Origin of the sequence: Methanoculleus sp. SDB, from assembly GCA_001412355.1 — an archaeon.
GTDB lineage: Archaea > Halobacteriota > Methanomicrobia > Methanomicrobiales > Methanomicrobiaceae > LKUD01.
This window is the reverse complement of sequence record LKUD01000051.1, coordinates 21,026-39,555: the sequence shown is the minus strand read 5'-3', so window position 1 is coordinate 39,555 and position 18,530 is coordinate 21,026. Positions and strand designations below refer to the sequence as shown.

The following is an 18,530-nucleotide window of genomic DNA, read 5'->3' as shown; positions in this document are numbered from 1 at the left end:
GTTGAACTGGTTCACCCGATCATCTCCCACCTGAACGGCGTCCCCTTCCTCGCATCCCTGTTCACACGCTTCCCCAGCAGCATCTCATAATATTTGGGCGATAATCCCAGACCCGGCCTGACACACCGCAGATTCTCCGGGGTGAGCAGATCTCCCTTCTGAAGATCCTCGGCAATGTAGAGAGACCGTCGAAAGGCCAGAGATCTCTTTTCTTCTTCACCCGGACCATACCGCACCTGTCCCAGCGACTGCCAGGCGCGCTTGGTCTCCACAACAAGAGCGCGGAACTCATCCGGCTCCAGCGAGAATGTGCTGTCCACACCGCCATCTGCACGGCTGAGGGTGAAATGCTTCTCGATCACCGTCGCACCCTGCGCCACTGCCGCGACGGCAACTCCCACGCCCATCGTGTGGTCGGACAGACCCACCTCACAGCCAAACAGGGCTCGCATATGGGGGATGGTGACTACATTGCTGTTCTCCGGAGTAGCCGGGTAGGTGCTTGTGCATTTGAGCAGTATAAGGTCACGGCAACCGGCTTCACGGGCGGCCCGCACCGCCTCATCGATTTCTGCTACGCTTGCCATGCCGGTGGATATGATCACCGGCTTGCCGGTGGCCGCCACTTTTCTAATCAATGGGAGATGAACATTTTCAAAAGAGGCGATCTTATAGGCGGGGACGTTCAGTTTCTCGAGAAAGTCGACTGCGGTCTCGTCAAAAGGAGTGGAGAAACAGAGTATCCCCAGTTCCCGTGCCCTCTCCATGATCGGCGCATGCCACTTCCATGGTGTGGATGCAGTGGTATAAAGATCATGCAGACTCTGTCCCTTCCATAGATTCTGCTCGTCACTAATGAAGAACTCGCCCCCGTTGATATCGAGGGTCAGGGTGTCGGCAGTATATGTCTGGAGTTTGATGGCATCAGCGCCCGCCTGTGCCGCCGCCTCAACAATAGCAAGGGCCCGGCCGATGGACTGGTTGTGGTTGCCGGACATTTCGGCGATGATGAAGGGGGGGCTGTCGAGGCCGATTGCGTGTTCTTTGATTTTCATAGCCATCAATTATTCTTTTGTACTACTGGTGTGTTCAGATAATCCGTCTTTTTCCTTGTGATGGTGATCAGAAAACACGCTGAAACACCACCACATCCCCGTTACAGTGAGATTCGAAGTCAAGAGATTCAAATACTTTGCGGGAAGAAAGATTGTTCTCTTTAACCTTACCGAAAACTACCAAATCTGAGGATTCAGAATGCATTGCATTTAAGGCAGCCTCGATAAGAGGTCGGCCAAGACCTCTTTTGCGATACTCGGGAGCTAAAGAGTAACTCATCTCCCATGCCTGATCTTCCTTCTCGAACCGCACCTGCCCGACTGGTATCCCTTCTTCATTCTCCACGATATAGAAATGGCAGTTCTCCAGATTCCGCAGCCGATTGCGGAACCAGTGCCGATGAGTATCCGCAGATATGGGATCCGGCGTGAAAGAGTTACGCCGTGTCTCGGGATCGTTCGCCCACGCGAGTATCAGAGTTTCATCAGACAGGCGGGCATGGCGAACCGTTAACGGCGCCTCTGGCGTGATCGTTATCACCGCAGAGGTACGCTCCGCCCCTTTTCCATCCACGATCCGGTGACATCGCAGAGACCATTCCTGATCCAGTTCCTCTTTCACCAGCTGACAGAGTGCCTGCCTGATAGCATCTTCAGATACCTCATCCTTATGTCCGAGCCACCGCGCCAGCCTTTCGTGTTCCAGCCAATCGCCAATCGGCCGCTGGTTCTCAGCCAGCGTCACGACGAGTGCGGGGAGTCCGAGGCATAAACGCTCCCAGCTTGTTGTTCCCGCTGCACCGATGGCGAGATCAGCTTTCACCATCAATGGCGCAAGGGTGGGCAGATTGCCATGCAGATGAATATTCGCGAATCCCGCAGCCAGGTCCCGAACTATATGGTTATGGGGACTGCTATCGGGGATAACAACATTGACCTCGATATCCGTGCGATTCAGGCCGATAAAGGCTGCAAGCGCCAGTCCCGTCAGGTTATCGTTGTCCCCCCCTCCGAAGGAGATGAGAATATTCCTTATCGGTCCTTCCCGTGGTGGGATACGATCATGCAGATCAGCATAAAACGGCTGCAGCAGAGCATACCCGGGGCCGAGGAGAAAGGCACAGCCTTTCGGTACCTTTTCACGATACCGGGTGTGCAGATCCGCGACGAGATTCTGGTCAAGTAATATTTCACAGTCGTGAGTCCGGTCGGCAAGATCATCAATCACAAAGATACGCTCCGCGTAAGGACGGATGGTGCGTTCCCATCGATGATCGAGGGCGTAATGATCCACAACCAGCCAGTCGGGCTTTGCTCCTGAGTTTCTGATGACAGCGATGGTCTGTTCGGAATCCTCCTGCCACGCCGCACCAAGCCAGGCGGCATGCGCCGGTTTTGATTCGGCTGCAAATCCATCTTCGGGAGGAGGAAGGCGGTGAACCGGAAAACCATGATCTTCAATCAGGTCGCAGAGATGGCCTTCATGCTCGCGGCAGATAAAGGAAACGTCCGCACCTTTTCCGACCAGATATTCTGCAAGGTTCAGACAGCGCATGATATGGCCGGTGCCGATGGTGAGTGAGGCATCCGTCCGAAAGACTATGTGCATGTTCATCAACACCATCAATCCTGCAGCTTGTGTAACAATTCGAACATTAACTCGGCCCGCACCCAGTCCTCCGGGGTGTCGATGTCCTGAACCCGGTGGCGGGGGAGAATTACAGGAGCGGCTATGTGTGAGAAAAGAGGCTTTTCCTCTCTCCATGCATCAGAAACACCCCAGTAAAACTGACCGGCGTCGTGATATGCCTCTTCCAGATCCTGGGAGCGGGTGGCAAAATGTTCGGGCTGGAACATTTCCAGGCGCCCGTCTTTTGTGATCTTCACGGCACGCTGGATTGGAAAAGGGAAGCTGGTTACTGAAAATGCATATTCGCTGCCGCCGGTGGTGAGGATTTCCAGACCGCGCCTGATGTCATCAACAGATACAAATGGCGCCGTAGCATAGATGCAGCATATCTGTCCGAAGTCAATGCCTCGCTCTGCGAACCATACAACGGCATGACGGATTACCGAAAGTGTGCCCGAATAGTCAGTCGATAGTTCTGCCGGGCGGATGAATGGCACCTCCGCCCCCCATTGACGGGCAACGTCGGCGATTTCAGCGTCATCCGTAGAAACGATAACCCGGTCAAAGCACCCGCTGTCCAGTGCGGCTTCAATCGACCAGGCGATGATCGGCTTACCGCAGAAATCCCTGATGTTTTTTCGGGGAATTCTTTTACTGCCGCCACGGGCGGGAATGACTGCCAGTCTCATTCACGTACCGCCCGGCGGATTGCATCCACCACCAGATCCTGTTGCTGTTCCGTCATTGCCGGATATATCGGCAGGCTGATTGCTTCCGTGTAATATCGTTCGGCTTCGGGAAAATCGCCCTGTTCAAATCCCATCCGTTGATACAGGGGCTGAGTGTGCACAGGGATATAATGAAGATTTACCCCGATGCCCTCGTCACGCATTGACTCAAACACCTCCCGATGGCTTTTCGTAATTTTTTCCCGCTTCAGGCGGATGACGTAGAGATGGAAGCTTGAATAACAATCCGGATGCTGCCATGGTGTCGTGATCGGCAGATCAGCAAGAAGGCGATTGTAACGATCCGCCAGTTCATGACGGCGGGTCACATATGTATCGAGCCGCGTCATCTGGCTGATACCAAGTGCCGCCTGCAGATCCGTCAGGCGGTAGTTGTAGCCCAGTTCTATCTGCTGGTAGTACCACGGGCCTTCGGATTCATGCGTCATCTTCGCCGGATCGCGTGTGATGCCATGGCTACGCAGCAATGCCATATGTTCTGCAAGCGTGTCGTCGTTTGTCAATGCCATTCCACCCTCGCCTGTCGTGATAATTTTCACCGGATGAAAGCTGAAAACAGTGATATTGCTGTAGCGGCAGTTTCCAATGTGCATTCCTTTATATCGGCCGCCGATTGCGTGTGAAGCGTCTTCGATGATCGCAAATCCGTAGCATTCCGAGAGATCATGTATTCTTTCCATGTCGCAGGACTGGCCGCACAGATGAACGGGTACCACCACATCAGGCATTTGCCCATCTTCTTCTGCTGTGATCAGTTTTCTCTCAAGTGCCTCGACGGAGATGTTGTATGTGAGAGGATCAATGTCGACGAAATCCACGTAAGCCCCGCAATAGAGGCCGCAGTTGGCGGAAGCGACGAAGGTGACGGGGCTTGTCCACAACATTCCGCCGGGCTTTAATCCGAGAACCCTGCAGGCGATATGCAGGGCCGACGTACCGCTGTTCACGGCAACTGCGTGTCTGGCCCGGACCCTGGATGCTACAGCTTTCTCGAAACGGGGTACAGCAGGACCCTGGGTGATGAGATCTGAGCGCAAAATACCAACGACCGCGTCGATATCGGCTTGATTGATATCCTGTCGTCCATATGGAATCTGTTTCATAAGTATCGGCGCCGCACAATCGTCACTTACTGGTGGAGTGATTGTACCATCTGATTAAGATCATCGATATCAAGCCATTGGGTGTTGGTGTTGCTTGCATACCGGTATCCTTCCGGCAACGGCCTCCCGCCATCTCCGGTCTTCTCCCCCCAGAACTTCAGCTCGGGCTCAATCGAGTAATAGGTGTCGTACTCCTTGGTGTGCCGGGCCTCATCCTCGGTGATGAGTATCTCGTGAAGTTTCTCCCCGGGTCTGATGCCGATGATCTCAACCTCCGCATCCGGCACGATGGCACGTGCGAGATCGGTCACCTTCATACTGGGGATCCGGGGAACGAAGATCTCTCCTCCTGTCATTCGCTCGATGCTCTGCTGCACGAATCTGACCCCCTCTTCGAGGGTAAGCCAGAACCGCGTCATCCGCTCATCGGTAATGGTTATCTTCCCGGTATTCTTCTGGGAGAGGAAGAGCGGTATCACGCTCCCCCTGCTTCCCACGACATTTCCGTACCGGACACAGGAAAATTTTGTGTCTCTTTCATCTCCTGAGTATGAATTCCCCTGTACAAACAGCTTTTCGGCCACCATTTTTGTCGCGCCATAGAGATTGACGGGATGCACTGCCTTGTCGGTGCTCAGGCCAAGGACCCGATCCACATTGTTATCGATGGCTGCATCGATGATATTTATTGCTCCGTTAATATTGGTCTTTACCGCCTCGATCGGATTATATTCGCATATGGGTACATGCTTGAGGGCGGCGGCATGTATGACGATATCAACCCCGTTCATGGCACGGGAAAGTCTCTCCTTATCCCTCACATCCCCGATGAAGAATCGAAGACGCTTGTCGGGAAAGAGTCTCTCTGTTTCATATTGGAGCAGTTCCCCGCGTGAGTAAATGCGGACGCTTTGAGGATCATTCTCTTTTAAAAGGCTTTCCACAAACGCCCGTCCAAACGAACCGGTGCCCCCGGTGATGAGTATCGTCTTATCATCGAAATATTGCATTGAATAACGTTGTATTTTAAGTGCTTTCTACCTTTCGTCAGGTACGGTAACGAAATTTCTGTTAAAAAAATTAGCCCTGTTTCTGACCATGAATCCGAAAAAAAGAGACAGGATCCTGGATGACGGTAGATATAGCAGAGTTCGAAGCTCGTCGCTGTTTTGGAGGGTGAAAACTGATTGGGAAGTGCCCTTTACACAATAGCGAAGAGCCATACTCCTGAGAAAACAGATCAGGCCTCTTCCCTGCAGAGCAGTTCACGAAACAACGTTATCCCTTTTCCCTCTAAATTTGCGTCGATTTCGCCTTGAACGTAGTTCTTCAGGTATTCATCGAAGCCCTCATCACTGATTTCATAGAGCCAGTATTTCACGAAAGCTTCAAATTCATCATATCCATGTGCGACCATCGAGGGAAATTTGTCAAAATAGCAGCCTTTAAAGCGGGATGAAGAGTCGAAGTATATCGCCTTTTTTCGTGCGCCAAGTGCTTCACCGGTGGTTGAGGTGAAGCACGCGGAAACAATGAGGTCGGACTCTGCAATCACTTCACAGGTTTCGCCAAACCTCCCGACAGAATAGCACCGTTCATGGGATAACAACTCTTCATACACATCCCTGAAATCGCGGTCAATGTCCGGCATTTGCACCATCATCTCTTCCCAGACTTTTTTTGGCTTGAATAGTACTCCGATCTCCGGGTTATTTTTAAGGAATTTCAGAATGCCCGCAATATATGATATTATATCATCTTCCTGCAGAATGACGCCTTTTCCAAATGACGTATCAAATACGCCGAGCACTTTTTCCGGCTTTGTTTCCAGATTTTCAAATGCTTTTTTCCGTAAACCGGACGGGCATTCCCCTTCCGCTATTCTTCGTGCATGCTCGGACCAGATGCATCCCACATTGTAATAATTCGTAAAATAATTCTTTGTTCTGGTGAAAATCTCAACACACACATTTCCCCAGGAAACCAGATTGTCATAATACAGATAGGAATAAAAGACATGACGAAGAGGGCTTTCGCCCGGTTTCTCAAATAAGTCGTTATGGTGCGTTGAATGGATATAATACCAGGTTTTTATCCCGGCCTTTCCCAACACGATATTCCGGACAACATGATATTTCTCAAAATGAGTGTATACCACGTAATGTGTCAGCGCGTATACTTCCGTGAATCGCGTCCATATCATATAATGATAAATAATCCCGATTGCTGTCTTGATGAAATACGATGGCACAGCGGGTGAAAAAACACACGACCTGACCGAACATTGCAGCCCGCTCTTTATTGCAACGTTCCAGATAAAATCGTAAGTCAGAGTCGACAGTATTGTTCTGATTTCAATAGTATTGTATTTCTTCGCATTCAGAATATCCCGGTATTCTTGTGAAATATCTGTTTCTATGCAAAAAAGAGTATTTTCTCTGGTAATTGTGTCCCCGTCCAGAAGAAAATCTATCTTCCTGTACCTGAAGAGAAAACCCCAGTCCTGCGTATATACCCTGAGACCGATGCGATATCTTTTTTTTGCCCTCGTCTGGCTGTCAATATTTCTCGTAGTGAGAAATACCAGCAGAAGCGGGAAGACGGCAAGGCCGATACCATACATAAATCTGAGAATGAGCTCATGGACGATCGAGACCAAACGACTCCATAAAGGAATTTTTATCCGCGAATCATACCGCGTATCAGTAATGCTTTCGAAGCTGGCGTACCCGGCCGGAATAAAAACCAGATTGCCGCCTGTTTCGGCGATCTTGTTCACACAATTTTGAATGTCATAAAAGTTCTGAAGTCGTTCAACAAGCTCCTTTTTATAAACCAGATGTATCCTGTCAGAATTCACAAGATGAACAAAAGGACGTATAAATCGGCTGCCGTCATATGTTTCGCGATATATTTTTTCAATCGCGGTGAGTGCCTGATCATGGCTGAACATCCGGAAATAGTAATCAAAATCGGTCCATTTAATTTCCTGAATATGTGCCCCGGCAGAGATTTTGCCAAATACTTTCACGGCTTCGGGGTGAATCCTGAAATATTTTATGGCATACCCCATGATTGTATATAAATATACAACCGGGATAGAAAACACGCCGATGAACTCAAATACTGCCGTTTTCTTTATTTTAGTATTTTTCATTCATAATCACTCAGTAATGCAGGACTTTTTTCCGGATTTCACCGAATACCCGGGTGGTTAAAGCATCTGTTATCGGAGTTCTTCATACTTCCCCGCTCCCGGCAATTTAACCGCCTTCAGTCAGGACAATTCTCTCATCAGGCTTATTACCGGACTTTTCGGACTGCAGCCACGGATACGGGAGGCCGGAGACACCGGGGGCCTCAATAATAAGAAATACGGATTTATGGTTCATCGCTTTCAAGCGTCCTCTTTTTTTCGTATTGCATCGTATAGTATCGATAATAGGCATCCCGCTTCCTGAGCAGTTCGTCGTGTTTCCCTGTTTCAACAATACGACCGTCTTCTATCACGACAATCCTGTCAGCATTTATTATTGTGGAGAGCCGGTGCGCAATAATAATAAATGTATATTTATGCCTGATGTTCAAAATGGAATCCTGGATTATCTTTTCGGATTCGGTATCGAGTGCACTGGTGGCCTCATCAAGGATGAGGAGTTCGGGATTCCTGTATAGTGCGCGGGCAAGAGAAATCCGTTGTCTCTGGCCGCCCGACAGCTTCAGGCCCTTATCGCCCAGGGGCGTGTCGTACCCCTCCGGCAGCTCCATGATGAAATTATGGGCAAAAGCAATTTTTGCCGCTTCCATCGCTCGTCCGGGAGATATCTCATCACTGCCATAGCAGATGTTGTTGAGGACAGAATCGTTAAAAATATAGATGTCCTGCGTAACGACGCCCAGTTTTGCGTGGTAGGAGGCGAGATCCAGTTCCTTTATGTCATGCGTATCGATCATTATGCGGCCGTTTGCGGGATCCATGAGCCGTATGATGAGATCGACGAGAGTGGACTTGCCTCCTCCGGAACCACCGACAATCGCAATCATCTCGTTTTTATGGATTGTCAGGTTTACATCCTTCAGGACGGGTTTTCCCGGCTCGTACGAGAATGACACGTGGTCAAGCGTAATGCTCTTTTCTAATCCTGTAAATTCCGCGTCCCCACTTTCAATTGACCGGGCTGTAACCGCTTTGGTATTGATCTGTTCGATTTTATTAAAACTTGCAAGCTCCCCGGCAAGTTCGTGACGCAGGTTGTTCAGGGTTCGCAGAGGGTCTGTCATCCGGACGAGAATGAACAGGAAAACGAGAAGCAGCGCCACGGGGAGCTTGAATATTGATACCGATATGAACAGGATCAACGCAGCGATTAAAAATATGACCGCCTGAAAAAAAATCTCCACTTTCTTGCCGTTGATGCCATACATTGCGTTTACATATGACAGTCTCCGGGCGATATCCGAAAAACGTCCCGATTCCAGATCTTCTGTCGATGCCGTCTTAATAATCTTGAAAAGATTAAATCTCTCAACGGTAAATTCATTGAGTTGCGAATTATTCCTAACAATCTCAATGCCGTACCGTTTTGATGCCCTGAGGATAATATTCAGCAGGTAAAAACCGAGTATTGTTATTCCGATGCAGATGAAGGTTATCTCGACAGAGATGTAAAAGAGCATGAGAGCATATACGCAAATCAGAAATATTGTGCTCATCAGCTTGGTGATTGCATAGATTCCTGATCCGGCCCTCTCGGTTTCAACCAGCAGCCCGTTAATCAGATCGCCGGATTTCTGCAGGTGAAAATATGTCATGTCCGAGGCGACGATATTTTTGAATATATGTGATTTCAGGTCTGAGACAAAAGTAAATCTGAGATGTAACTGGATATATTCCTTAATATATATCAGGCACTGCCCTGAAAGAAACAGGACGAGGATCAGAAGCAGAAGGTTGTTGAAGTTCAGTTCGAGACCGACAATGCTCAGCAGCCATTGCAGGTAGACGACAAGGTATCCCCCGGCGTCGCTCTCCCCTGACATGATCTGAAGAAGCGGCACGAGAGCTCCGATGTTCACGGCTTCAAAAACACTGCATACGATGGTAAGAAGGGCGATAATGACAAGTTTCGGAGAATAAGGGGTGATATATTTTTTCAGCAGTGTGAGATCCGCATTCATTTGGTGATCCTCAAATACTCAAAACAGGAACCGGATTGCTTTCGCACCCATTTTGGATTGCATAATTTTGTCTTTTAACCCTTTAAACATTCCTGCATGGCCGCGATTGACGGAGGGGACTGCCCTTTGCCGTGAAAACAAACGCCCGGCGTTCAATCATAATTTTATAGGAAGGTAACAAAAAATAGGAATGATGCCTTCGGATTCACGCGATATCGATATCGTCATCTTCTGCGGCGGGCGGGGGACACGCCTCAGCGAGAAGACGCGGGAAATGCCAAAGCCGCTGGTAGAACTCGGTGAATACCCGATTCTATGGCATATAATGAAGATATATGCCCATTATAATTACAAAAAATTCATCCTCACGCTCGGGTACAGGGGGGACATGATTGTGAATTATTTTTTAAACCAGCATCCCCTGACGCAGAACTTTTCGATAAACCTCTCTGATATATCTGTCCCGCAGGCAAAGGTAGACTGGGAAATTTTCTTTATCCAGACAGGACAGGAGTCGAAAACATCGAAACGGCTTGCATTGTGCAGGCAGTCCCTACGGCCGGGCACATTCATGGTGACATACGGCGACGGCGTCGCAGATATCGATATCGACTCCCTGCTTCTCCGGCACGAAAAACTCAGGGCGGAGCATGGCATTATTGCAACGATCACAATAACGCGGCCGTATTCCAAGTATGGAATTGCTAAACTGAACGGCGATATAATCGATTCGTTCCGGGAAAAACCGCGCATGGACGAATTTATCAATGTCGGGTTTATGGTTCTCGAAGAGGAAGTCTTCGACTATATTTCGGAAAACGACGATGTCATGTTTGAAGATACGCTGCAGGTGATTGCCGGCGAAGGCAAACTCGGGTACTATGTGCATGATGGTTTCTGGCACCCGATGGACACGTATAAGGATTATGAAGAGTTGAATCAGATGTGGCAGGTCGATCCCCGATGGAAGATATGGAACGACTGAGAATGTGGAAGGATACGCGTGTGCTCGTGACCGGGGCTACGGGAGTCGTCGGCCTGAATCTCGTCAACACACTGGAAAAATATGGCGGAGAGGTTGTTGCGCTCGTCCGGGACTGGGTCCCGAGGGCACGGCTGCTCGGCACCTGGCTCGACGGCGACGCATCCGTTTGTATCGTACGAGGGGAACTTGAGGATTTCAGCCTGATGCAGCGAATACTTGCCGAGTACGATATCGAGTATATTTTCCACCTTGGTGCACAGACAATCGTTCATGTCGGAAATACTTCGCCGGTAACGACATTCAAGGCAAATATTGAAGGAACATGGAACCTGCTTGAGGCTGCACGGATCCATTCCGTATATTCTGACACCCTACGGGGAATTTGCGTTGCATCGTCTGATAAGGCCTACGGGACAAGTAAAATTCTCCCCTATACCGAAGAGATGCCGCTTGCCGGTGAACATCCCTATGATGTCTCGAAAAGCTGCACCGACTTAATTGCACAGTGTTACGGAACCACGTACGATCTTCCTGTCTGTATCGCCCGGATGGGCAACATTTACGGTCCCGGCGATCTCAACTTCAACAGAATCATTCCCGGAACAATCAAAGCCGTTTGTGAGGGAACGCGTCCCGTAATCAGGAGTGACGGTACGCCGGTGCGGGAGTATTTCTATGTAGAGGATGCCGTGGATGCATACCTCACGATGGCCGAGAAGATCTCCGCTCCGGGAGTCTCCGGCGAAGCATTCAATTTCAGCAGCGGCGAGAGGCATACGGTTCTTTCTCTCGTACAGAATATTCTGGACCTGATGGGATCGGAGATTCAGCCCGAAATCATGGCCTCAAGCCGCCACGAGATCCAGGATCAGTATCTCTCCATAGAGAAGGCACAAACGACGTTGCGCTGGTCGCCCGGTACGAACCTGGTGGAGGGGCTTCACAGGACGATTCAATGGTACAGGGAGAAGGTGTTTCCATGATAGAAGGAGTTTGTATTACACCGCTCAGGACATTTCTCGATGAACGGGGCTATGTGCGCCATATGATTAAACGGACCGATCCGACCTTCACCGAATTTGGCGAGATCTATTTCTCGGTCATTTTCCCGCATGTGATCAAAGGCTGGCATATTCACAGGGTGATGGAACTGAATTACGCGGTTATTTCAGGCAATATCAAACTTGTTCTCTATGATTCGCGGCAGGATTCACCAACATACGGAGAACTGCAGGAAATTTTCATGGGTGAGGAGAATTATGTGCTTGTGAAGGTCCCCCCCCATGTTGTCAACGGATTCACGGCAATTGGCAATGAAAAAGCGATTGTGGCAAACTGTGCGACGATTCCGCATGACCCGGACGAAATCGAGAGAATCGATCCGTTTGATGAAGAAATCGGCTATAACTGGGGTGTCAGGCACGGGTAACCGATGAAAACGATATTAATCACCGGTGCTTCGGGATTTGTGGGATCTGCAATTATCCGGCATATCGGTAACCATCCCGGGTGGAACGTCATCGGCACAAGTCGGAGGAGCCACGATTATACGGATATTGTGGCGGATCTCACCGATAAAGGCGCTGTTGCCGCACTTTCACGTGCCTGCAGCCCCGATGTGATAGTTCACACGGCAGCGATGGCGAAAACCGATATCTGTGAGAAGAACCGGGAGGAGTGCCATAATGCAAATGTTTCCTCGACAAAAAACCTGATCGAAGCATTTCCCGAAAGTAAATTCATCTTTTTCTCCACATATGCGGTATATAACACGGAGGAAGGGAACTGCGATGAGTCATGCAGCACGAACCCCACCAACTACTACATCGAAACAAAAATCGAGGCAGAAAACTATGTTCGAGGCAGGGCAGGGCATATCATATTCAGGCCCTCTGTTATTTTCGGGTATACGCCCTTCACAAGGGCCACGCAGAATTATTTCATGCAGCTCCTCGATATGGTGCAATCGAAAAAAGTCATGCGTTCTCCGGCGGATCAGTATTTCAATCCGGTCCTCGTGAACGTGGTTGCGGATATTGTGATGCGCTCTATTGAGGAGAATATTTCCGGTACCTATAATATTGGTTCAACCGAGAATATCAGCAAGTATGACTTCAACAGGATGATCATGGAACGCTTTCATTTTGAGATGCGGTATCTCCGGCCAATAGAATCAAAAAATCTTGCAGTGAGCCGGCCGGACAACGGAACGGTTTCGTCATCGGCAATCCAGCATATTCTCTCATACCGGATACCTCCCCTTGCAGAGATGGTGCATTTCCTGTACGAAGAGATGTCCGCGTCAACAAACCTCCGGGTGTCCTGAATGAAAAACGAGCCTCTCGTTTCAATATGCATCCCGACATTTAACCGTGCCCGAATGGTGGGAAAGGCAATCGAGAGCGCTCTCAACCAGACGTACACGCACATCGAAGTCATCATCGTCGACAATGCGTCCACTGACACTATCGAGGATGTCGTCGCCTCATTTCCGGATACCCGGGTGAAATTTTTTAAAAATGAGAAGAATCTTGGTCTTTTTGGAAATTTTAACAGGTGCATCGATCTCGCACACGGCGAATATATTCATATTCTGCATTCGGATGACTATATCAACGAGAATTTTACCGAAACCTGTGTCTCATTTCTTGAAAGCCACCCCGACGTCTGGCTCACGTGCACATCTCAACGCGCCGTTTCTGCGGATACCATTCAGGAATATAACTATTCTGAAAACAATATCGTGTTTGAGGCGCCGGAAGGATTTAAACGTCTTCTTTCGGAGAGATCCTTTATATCCTGTCCCTCTGTCATGGTTCGCCGTGGCTTGTATGAACAGACAGGGGTTTTTTCTCTTGAATATCCCTATTCCGGGGATTATTATCAGTGGCTGAAAGTGGCAAGAGAATTCTCTATCGCATATATCAGCAATGCATGGGTGTATTACCGGCGTGGAGAGCATTCAGAATCATACCGGCTGCTGTTCAGAAGTCCTCTGGGGTATCTCGATACCCTGAAAATCTATGCGAGACTCATTGAGGAACTCGGAACCCAGGCTGAGGAGTTTGCCGGTGAGATAAACATCGCCCTCCGGAGGTTTATCCGTGACTGCATCTATGCGGGCTTCAGGCGATCGGATATGATGCATAATTTCCGCCCGTCAGTCTTCGCCGGCATTGCGACGGGCGCATGGTCGTTGCAAATGCGGGGATCGTGGAAAGAGGGATCCATAAAAGCGGCATATTTATTTTTAATCCTAATTTCCGGATCCCTGATGCTGTTTTCGGGAACACGGCGTGCGGTAAGAGCATTGCTCGAAAGAAAACAAGAAGATTACTGAGTTCTTATTTCTCCTCCAATGACAGCCGCAAGCGCAGATATCGCACGCTCTGCAACCCTTCCATCCATCTTGTGAATGCCATAATGCTCAAGAAATTCAGTATTTTTACTATCCGGCTGCTGATCGAGTGGTTTTCCCGTACAGTACCGGGCAATCATTTCAGCGAGTTCAGCCGGATCCTCACTGCAGTATGCGCATTTTTTCAGGAGATTGATGGCATGCGTGTTGAATTTAAGATGTCTGAGAAGAACAAAAACCGTCTTGCCCCGTGCAAGTGCCTGAAGGAGCGTTGTGCTGGGAAAATCGATAACAACAATGTCTGCGTCTGCAAGGAGTGCGGTGTAGGATCGCTCGTTTTTAATAATCGTCACACACGAGTAGGATTTGCTCTCTACATATTCGGAGAGATGGTGGTCATAATATCTGCCCGGATGCAGCTTAAATGCTGTTTTTAACCCGAGACGTCCCACCGCATCAAGGATCGTTTTCTGTGTGCGCCAGAAATCATTGTCCTGAAGGACCGAAGGGGAGAAAATATACAGATGGTTCTCCATGTAATTCGTTGTGACATAGAGCACATCGTACTCTCTCCTCCCTGCGGTTTGTGTCGCAAAGAGTGACTCGAGTTCCTGCGATCCTACCGGAATCGTTTCTGTTGCAAAGGCGAGGCGCTCAATATCCTTTGCATAGACCTCCTGCACCCCTTCACCAAAGAATAAATGTGCATTTGAGTCCATTGTCTCGACGAAGAGCATCAGAGGGGCATAATTCATCCCATGCGATCCATGCTGCCAGGAAACCACGGGAATCTGTTTCCGATGCGCCACATGCGCGGCAAGATGGTCGATGAAATACGGCTTTGTCCCGCATATCATCGCTTGTGGAGATAATTTTTCAAGAATGGAGTCCAGCCTGCCGGTGTGCGTCATCGCACATGCAACGGATGTTCTGATAAAGGATTTACACCGCTCGGCAAACTGTTCGGAAAAGTCGATTGCGCCGATAGTACAGTATTTTCTGATAATTGGCTCCAGTTCCGGTGTAAAGAACTCTTCGGAAGTATCTCCCGGAGCAGTATCACCGAAATGATAGTGATAAACCGAATACCCTTCCCGGTACAGTTCGGGAAGTATATTCTCCCAGTTATAGGCGTATCCCATACAAAACAGCTTTTTCCGGCCGTGTATGTGATTGATGAGAATTCGGGGGATCAGGCATAGCGTACCGGCTATTCCGGCGACTCGTGTGCAGTACAGGATGGCCGTGACACATGCAGAATGCCGTACATGCTCTTTCAGATGTGCGAAAAGAATTGAACCGGGTGCTCCCGATATCGCCGTATCTTCACCGGGCTCTCCGATGCCAATCCTTTCATGTGTGATATCGCCGCGCAATTTGGGAATGCCGAGCAGGATGTCATAGATGCTTTCGTGATAGCTGAAGGGCAACGATTGCGGGTTGCAGGATTCGCGGGGTGCTTTACGGACACAGGTGACGATCGTTTCAGGCTTTTCCCGTGCGATCACGTTCGAAAGGATCGCGATCCGAATGCTGAGCGCATCATAGAGTATTTTAAGCGGATAAATATTGTCAAGCGTAAGCCGGAGTCCATACTTTTTTACATCGAAGTACCGGGACCTGAGCAGATCGTCAACCTCATGACAGAGCGATTCAAGTGTCCGGAAATTATTCATGCCCAATGTGATTATCTCGTACCTGTCAGAATAATCCTCGATCTGACGGTACGGCAGCCCCGTTTTTTCAAGTTCGTGACAGACCTGCGGTGATGTGGCGATGAGGAGGACTTCGGAGTCCCGATAGATATCTTTTTCAAAAAAAGCGGAGACATCCTCGACCTGTTCGAGAAATGCAACGACTTTTTTTCGGACGGAATCTGCCATACGTTCTCGTATTCCGGCACAGTAATTATTCGCTTGCTCCGCCTATGTCTGGGGATGTCGTATAATGAGGTCGATCAGATTCATTCCCTCATCGACAACGGGAATAAGGAAAATATCCTTTGTAACGAATAATTTTTCTGCTTTTTCCCGCTCATCTTCCGTCAGGCTGACGAAATTGATATTCATGACTTCCCGAACCGGAGTATTTAAAAGCCTTTTTGCAAGAATGGCCTTTCGCATATCGCCGTCACTCAGAGAACCAACCACTTTTCCTTCCTGAATTACAATTAACGTACGCTTATGATTGACAGCAATCTTTCCCCAGGCCTCTTCAATGGTATTGTCTGGTTCAATAAGATACTGCAACAAACCTGAATCCACCACGTTCTTCACCCCCCATTCAGAATGTAATTTTTTTGTATAGAAGTTTTTCGTCAATCGGAATTGTTTCAAGGATTTTTACAATTCTTTCGCTTGAATGGCCGTCACCATGCGGATTTTCCGATTTTTCAAGGGACATCACAAAATCCGGTGAGAGTGCATGCCTGATGGCTTTTTCGATTGTCTCAGCCTCGTGATGCTCGACATCAATGACGTTATCTCCCCTGAATCTTCCTTCCTGCCTTCTCCCGATATTGACAACCGGCAGTTTAAAGGACGGAGCCTCAATAATTCCGCTTGAGGAGTTCCCGACAAGAACTGAAGCGACATTTAAGAGTCCGCCGTATACTTCCCGCGAGACACTTCTCTCCACCCGGATATTGATATGTCTGTTGTTCTGGATGCATTTCTGGATGGCCACGCTCCCCGCATCATTATTCGGGTAAATTATGACAATCTGGTAGTCATTAAACGCGGCCAGCGCCATCATCGTTTCTGTCATCTGGAACGCCGCCATATCCGCCTGTTCGGTTACCGGGTGCTGAACGACAAGAATTATCCCTTTGGTGAGATCGAGGGAAAATGCTTCGGCGATTTCCTCCGGCTTTGCAATATGTCCGGCGAGAAACTCATCCAGCTGTGGTGCTCCCACATTAAAGACACGGAATTCCTGCTCACCCGACCGTATCAGGCGTTGTGCCGCATCTTCATTGGGAGCCAAATGAATATGGGTAAACCGTGCGATGGCATGCCGTGAAAGCCCGTCAATATTTCCCGAGACTTCTCCCGCCTGGATATGGGCGACAGGAATGTTCATATGCGCACCCGCCATTGCCCCAATCAGCTGCTCCCCCCTGTCTCCCGCCAGAAGTATGATGTCCGGAGGCCGGTTCTCCAGGATATCGCCGAGTGACAGGAGAAATACACCCAGAGACTTCAGCATCGTAACATTCGTATATCCGGAAAGCGCCATGAAAATTCTGTAATCAACAGGTATTCCGTCTTTTTCAAATTCAGCTATAGTATTTCCGAATTCCGGAATAAGGTGCATATTCGTGACCAGTACTTCAGGCTCCAGAATCCCGGAATGTTCAATGAGCTTCAGTACCGGCCTGATATAGCCATATTCTCCTCGCGAACCGGTTATTACGAGTATTCTCCGTTTTTTTTGCGCTCTTACCATATGATATCCTCTTTCTTTACGAGCGTATTTTTACCAATTGAATTCCTTGTTTTTTTACCGACAAGGGAGGGGAGATCCTTTGACGGGATTCCGGTGCCCGGTCGTTTCGTGCAGAGCATCTCTCTCGACAGCACCGTTCCAGCCGGAATGTCGCGCGTTGAGACGACACTTCGAAACGCCCACTCGCGGATCTGCTTCTCCCGTTCCTGGACCCTTTTCCGGCTTCCCAGCGCAGCTTCAATTTTGCGAATGCCGTCAACAAGCTCGGCAAGATCTGACATGTCAATTGAAACGGACTGGTCGGGGCCGGGTGTTTTTTTATCGAGGATGATATGTTTTTCAATAATCTTCGCTCCAAGTGCGACTGCGGCAAAAGAGGTGAAGAGATCGGGCGTATGATCCGAGTGACCGATTACTGTATTGGGAAATTCTTTCTGCAGAAGGGTGATTACCCCGAGATTCATATCGCCATATTCCGGGGGATATTCCGATACGCAGTTGAGAAATGCGAATTCCGCGCCCCACGCCTTCAGGGCATGATACGTCTCCCGAATCTCGTCCAGCGTGCACATTCCAGTTGAAAGGAGCATGGGATTGCCAAGCGCCGAAATGAGTTCGAGGGATGCAAGATCCGTCATCTCTCCGGAACCGATCTTAAAAAAATCGACGCCGATTGATTTCAGCTCTTCTGCTGCCCGGTAACTGAACGGTGTGCAGAGATAGTCAATTCCTGCCACCGCGCAGTATGCCCTGAGTTCGATGTGATCGTCCAGTGAGAGTGCGTATTTTTTAAGAAATTCGTACAGGGGTTCCTCGAAATTGTCCGACATCGGGATCTCGGGCAGCATCTCTTCGTCAGGGAGGTGGTGCTGGAATTTGATCCCGTCAGCGCCTGCACGCTTCGCACCGTCAATCATTTTCTTCGCCGTTTCGACACTGCCCATATGGTTGTCGCAGGCCTCTGCGATGATGTATACGGGGTGACCATTTCCGACAGTTTTTCCGCATAGTGTAAATTCAGCCAT

16 protein-coding genes are annotated in these 18,530 nt (G+C 49.2%); 5 read left to right on the top strand and 11 right to left on the bottom strand.

The features are described from left to right. Positions 1-11: 11 nt before the first annotated feature. The 7 genes from APR53_03350 to APR53_03320 all read right to left on the bottom strand — a co-directional run bounded on the left by APR53_03350 (position 12) and on the right by APR53_03320 (position 9,715). Positions 12-1,055, bottom strand: a complete 1,044-nt coding sequence (locus tag APR53_03350; GenBank protein ID KQC04394.1) for a pseudaminic acid synthase — start codon at positions 1,053-1,055, stop codon at positions 12-14. Positions 1,056-1,122: 67 nt separating this feature from the next. Further along, the gene (locus tag APR53_03345; GenBank protein ID KQC04393.1) at positions 1,123-2,679 is read right to left on the bottom strand and encodes a hypothetical protein; all 1,557 of its coding nucleotides are present in this window, start codon (positions 2,677-2,679) and stop codon (positions 1,123-1,125) included. Then, positions 2,679-3,374: a pseudaminic acid cytidylyltransferase gene (locus APR53_03340; protein KQC04392.1), complete on the bottom strand. Its 696-nt coding sequence runs from the start codon at positions 3,372-3,374 to the stop codon at positions 2,679-2,681. Before APR53_03340 ends, APR53_03345 begins: the two co-directional genes overlap by 1 nt. Further along, positions 3,371-4,537 carry a UDP-4-amino-4,6-dideoxy-N-acetyl-beta-L-altrosamine transaminase gene (locus APR53_03335; protein KQC04391.1) on the bottom strand — a complete coding sequence of 389 codons (1,167 nt, stop codon included), beginning with the start codon at positions 4,535-4,537 and terminating at the stop codon, positions 3,371-3,373. The genes APR53_03340 and APR53_03335 overlap by 4 nt, the downstream gene beginning before the upstream one ends. 26 nt (positions 4,538-4,563) lie before the next feature. Continuing rightward, entirely contained in the window at positions 4,564-5,547 is a 984-nt protein-coding gene (locus tag APR53_03330; GenBank protein KQC04390.1) for a UDP-N-acetylglucosamine 4,6-dehydratase (inverting), read from the bottom strand. Positions 5,548-5,777: 230 nt separating this feature from the next. After that, positions 5,778-7,694: a hypothetical protein gene (locus APR53_03325; GenBank protein ID KQC04389.1), complete on the bottom strand. Its 1,917-nt coding sequence runs from the start codon at positions 7,692-7,694 to the stop codon at positions 5,778-5,780. 224 nt (positions 7,695-7,918) lie between these two features. Beyond that, positions 7,919-9,715: a hypothetical protein gene (locus APR53_03320; protein ID KQC04388.1), complete on the bottom strand. Its 1,797-nt coding sequence runs from the start codon at positions 9,713-9,715 to the stop codon at positions 7,919-7,921. A gap of 214 nt (positions 9,716-9,929) precedes the next feature. Here APR53_03320 and APR53_03315 point away from each other — a divergent pair, with 214 nt between their 5' ends. The 5 genes from APR53_03315 to APR53_03295 are packed head-to-tail and all read left to right on the top strand — an operon-like array spanning position 9,930 to position 14,040. Then, entirely contained in the window at positions 9,930-10,700 is a 771-nt protein-coding gene (locus APR53_03315) for a hypothetical protein (GenBank protein ID KQC04421.1), read from the top strand. Continuing rightward, complete coding sequence (locus APR53_03310) at positions 10,679-11,683, top strand: sugar dehydratase (protein KQC04387.1); 1,005 nt, start codon at positions 10,679-10,681, stop codon at positions 11,681-11,683. The genes APR53_03315 and APR53_03310 overlap by 22 nt, the downstream gene beginning before the upstream one ends. Further along, complete coding sequence (locus tag APR53_03305) at positions 11,680-12,129, top strand: dTDP-4-dehydrorhamnose 3,5-epimerase (protein ID KQC04386.1); 450 nt, start codon at positions 11,680-11,682, stop codon at positions 12,127-12,129. Before APR53_03310 ends, APR53_03305 begins: the two co-directional genes overlap by 4 nt. A gap of 3 nt (positions 12,130-12,132) precedes the next feature. Beyond that, positions 12,133-13,026 (top strand): hypothetical protein, encoded by an 894-nt coding sequence (locus APR53_03300; GenBank protein KQC04385.1) that lies wholly within the window; start codon positions 12,133-12,135, stop codon positions 13,024-13,026. After that, complete coding sequence (locus APR53_03295; GenBank protein KQC04384.1) at positions 13,027-14,040, top strand: hypothetical protein; 1,014 nt, start codon at positions 13,027-13,029, stop codon at positions 14,038-14,040. Here the strand turns inward: APR53_03295 and APR53_03290 are convergent. Genes APR53_03290 through APR53_03275 form a run of 4 tightly spaced genes read right to left on the bottom strand, consistent with a single transcriptional unit; the run spans position 14,034 to position 18,530 of the window. Then, positions 14,034-15,941: a hypothetical protein gene (locus APR53_03290; protein ID KQC04383.1), complete on the bottom strand. Its 1,908-nt coding sequence runs from the start codon at positions 15,939-15,941 to the stop codon at positions 14,034-14,036. The two genes, APR53_03295 and APR53_03290, sit on opposite strands and share 7 nt — an antisense overlap. Before the next feature lie 42 nt (positions 15,942-15,983). After that, a complete protein-coding gene (locus APR53_03285) occupies positions 15,984-16,307 on the bottom strand; it encodes a hypothetical protein (protein ID KQC04382.1) in 324 nt (107 codons plus the stop codon). A 34-nt stretch (positions 16,308-16,341) separates the two neighbouring features. After that, entirely contained in the window at positions 16,342-17,505 is a 1,164-nt protein-coding gene (locus tag APR53_03280) for a UDP-N-acetyl-D-glucosamine 2-epimerase, UDP-hydrolysing (GenBank protein KQC04381.1), read from the bottom strand. Continuing rightward, entirely contained in the window at positions 17,499-18,530 is a 1,032-nt protein-coding gene (locus APR53_03275) for a CMP-N-acetylneuraminic acid synthetase (GenBank protein KQC04380.1), read from the bottom strand. Before APR53_03275 ends, APR53_03280 begins: the two co-directional genes overlap by 7 nt.

What these genes read in the sequence shown, in the direction of transcription:
- APR53_03350 (KQC04394.1), bottom strand. Translation starts at nt 1,055, where the DNA reads ATGAAAATCAAAGAACACGCAATCGGCCTCGACAGCCCCCCCTTCATC.
- APR53_03345 (KQC04393.1), bottom strand. Translation starts at nt 2,679, where the DNA reads ATGGTGTTGATGAACATGCACATAGTCTTTCGGACGGATGCCTCACTC.
- APR53_03340 (KQC04392.1), bottom strand. Translation starts at nt 3,374, where the DNA reads ATGAGACTGGCAGTCATTCCCGCCCGTGGCGGCAGTAAAAGAATTCCC.
- APR53_03335 (KQC04391.1), bottom strand. Translation starts at nt 4,537, where the DNA reads ATGAAACAGATTCCATATGGACGACAGGATATCAATCAAGCCGATATC.
- APR53_03330 (KQC04390.1), bottom strand. Translation starts at nt 5,547, where the DNA reads ATGCAATATTTCGATGATAAGACGATACTCATCACCGGGGGCACCGGT.
- APR53_03325 (KQC04389.1), bottom strand. Translation starts at nt 7,694, where the DNA reads ATGAAAAATACTAAAATAAAGAAAACGGCAGTATTTGAGTTCATCGGC.
- APR53_03320 (KQC04388.1), bottom strand. Translation starts at nt 9,715, where the DNA reads ATGAATGCGGATCTCACACTGCTGAAAAAATATATCACCCCTTATTCT.
- APR53_03310 (KQC04387.1), top strand. Translation starts at nt 10,679, where the DNA reads ATGGAAGATATGGAACGACTGAGAATGTGGAAGGATACGCGTGTGCTC.
- APR53_03305 (KQC04386.1), top strand. Translation starts at nt 11,680, where the DNA reads ATGATAGAAGGAGTTTGTATTACACCGCTCAGGACATTTCTCGATGAA.
- APR53_03300 (KQC04385.1), top strand. Translation starts at nt 12,133, where the DNA reads ATGAAAACGATATTAATCACCGGTGCTTCGGGATTTGTGGGATCTGCA.
- APR53_03295 (KQC04384.1), top strand. Translation starts at nt 13,027, where the DNA reads ATGAAAAACGAGCCTCTCGTTTCAATATGCATCCCGACATTTAACCGT.
- APR53_03290 (KQC04383.1), bottom strand. Translation starts at nt 15,941, where the DNA reads ATGGCAGATTCCGTCCGAAAAAAAGTCGTTGCATTTCTCGAACAGGTC.
- APR53_03280 (KQC04381.1), bottom strand. Translation starts at nt 17,505, where the DNA reads ATGGTAAGAGCGCAAAAAAAACGGAGAATACTCGTAATAACCGGTTCG.
- APR53_03275 (KQC04380.1), bottom strand. Translation starts at nt 18,530, where the DNA reads ATGGCTGAATTTACACTATGCGGAAAAACTGTCGGAAATGGTCACCCC.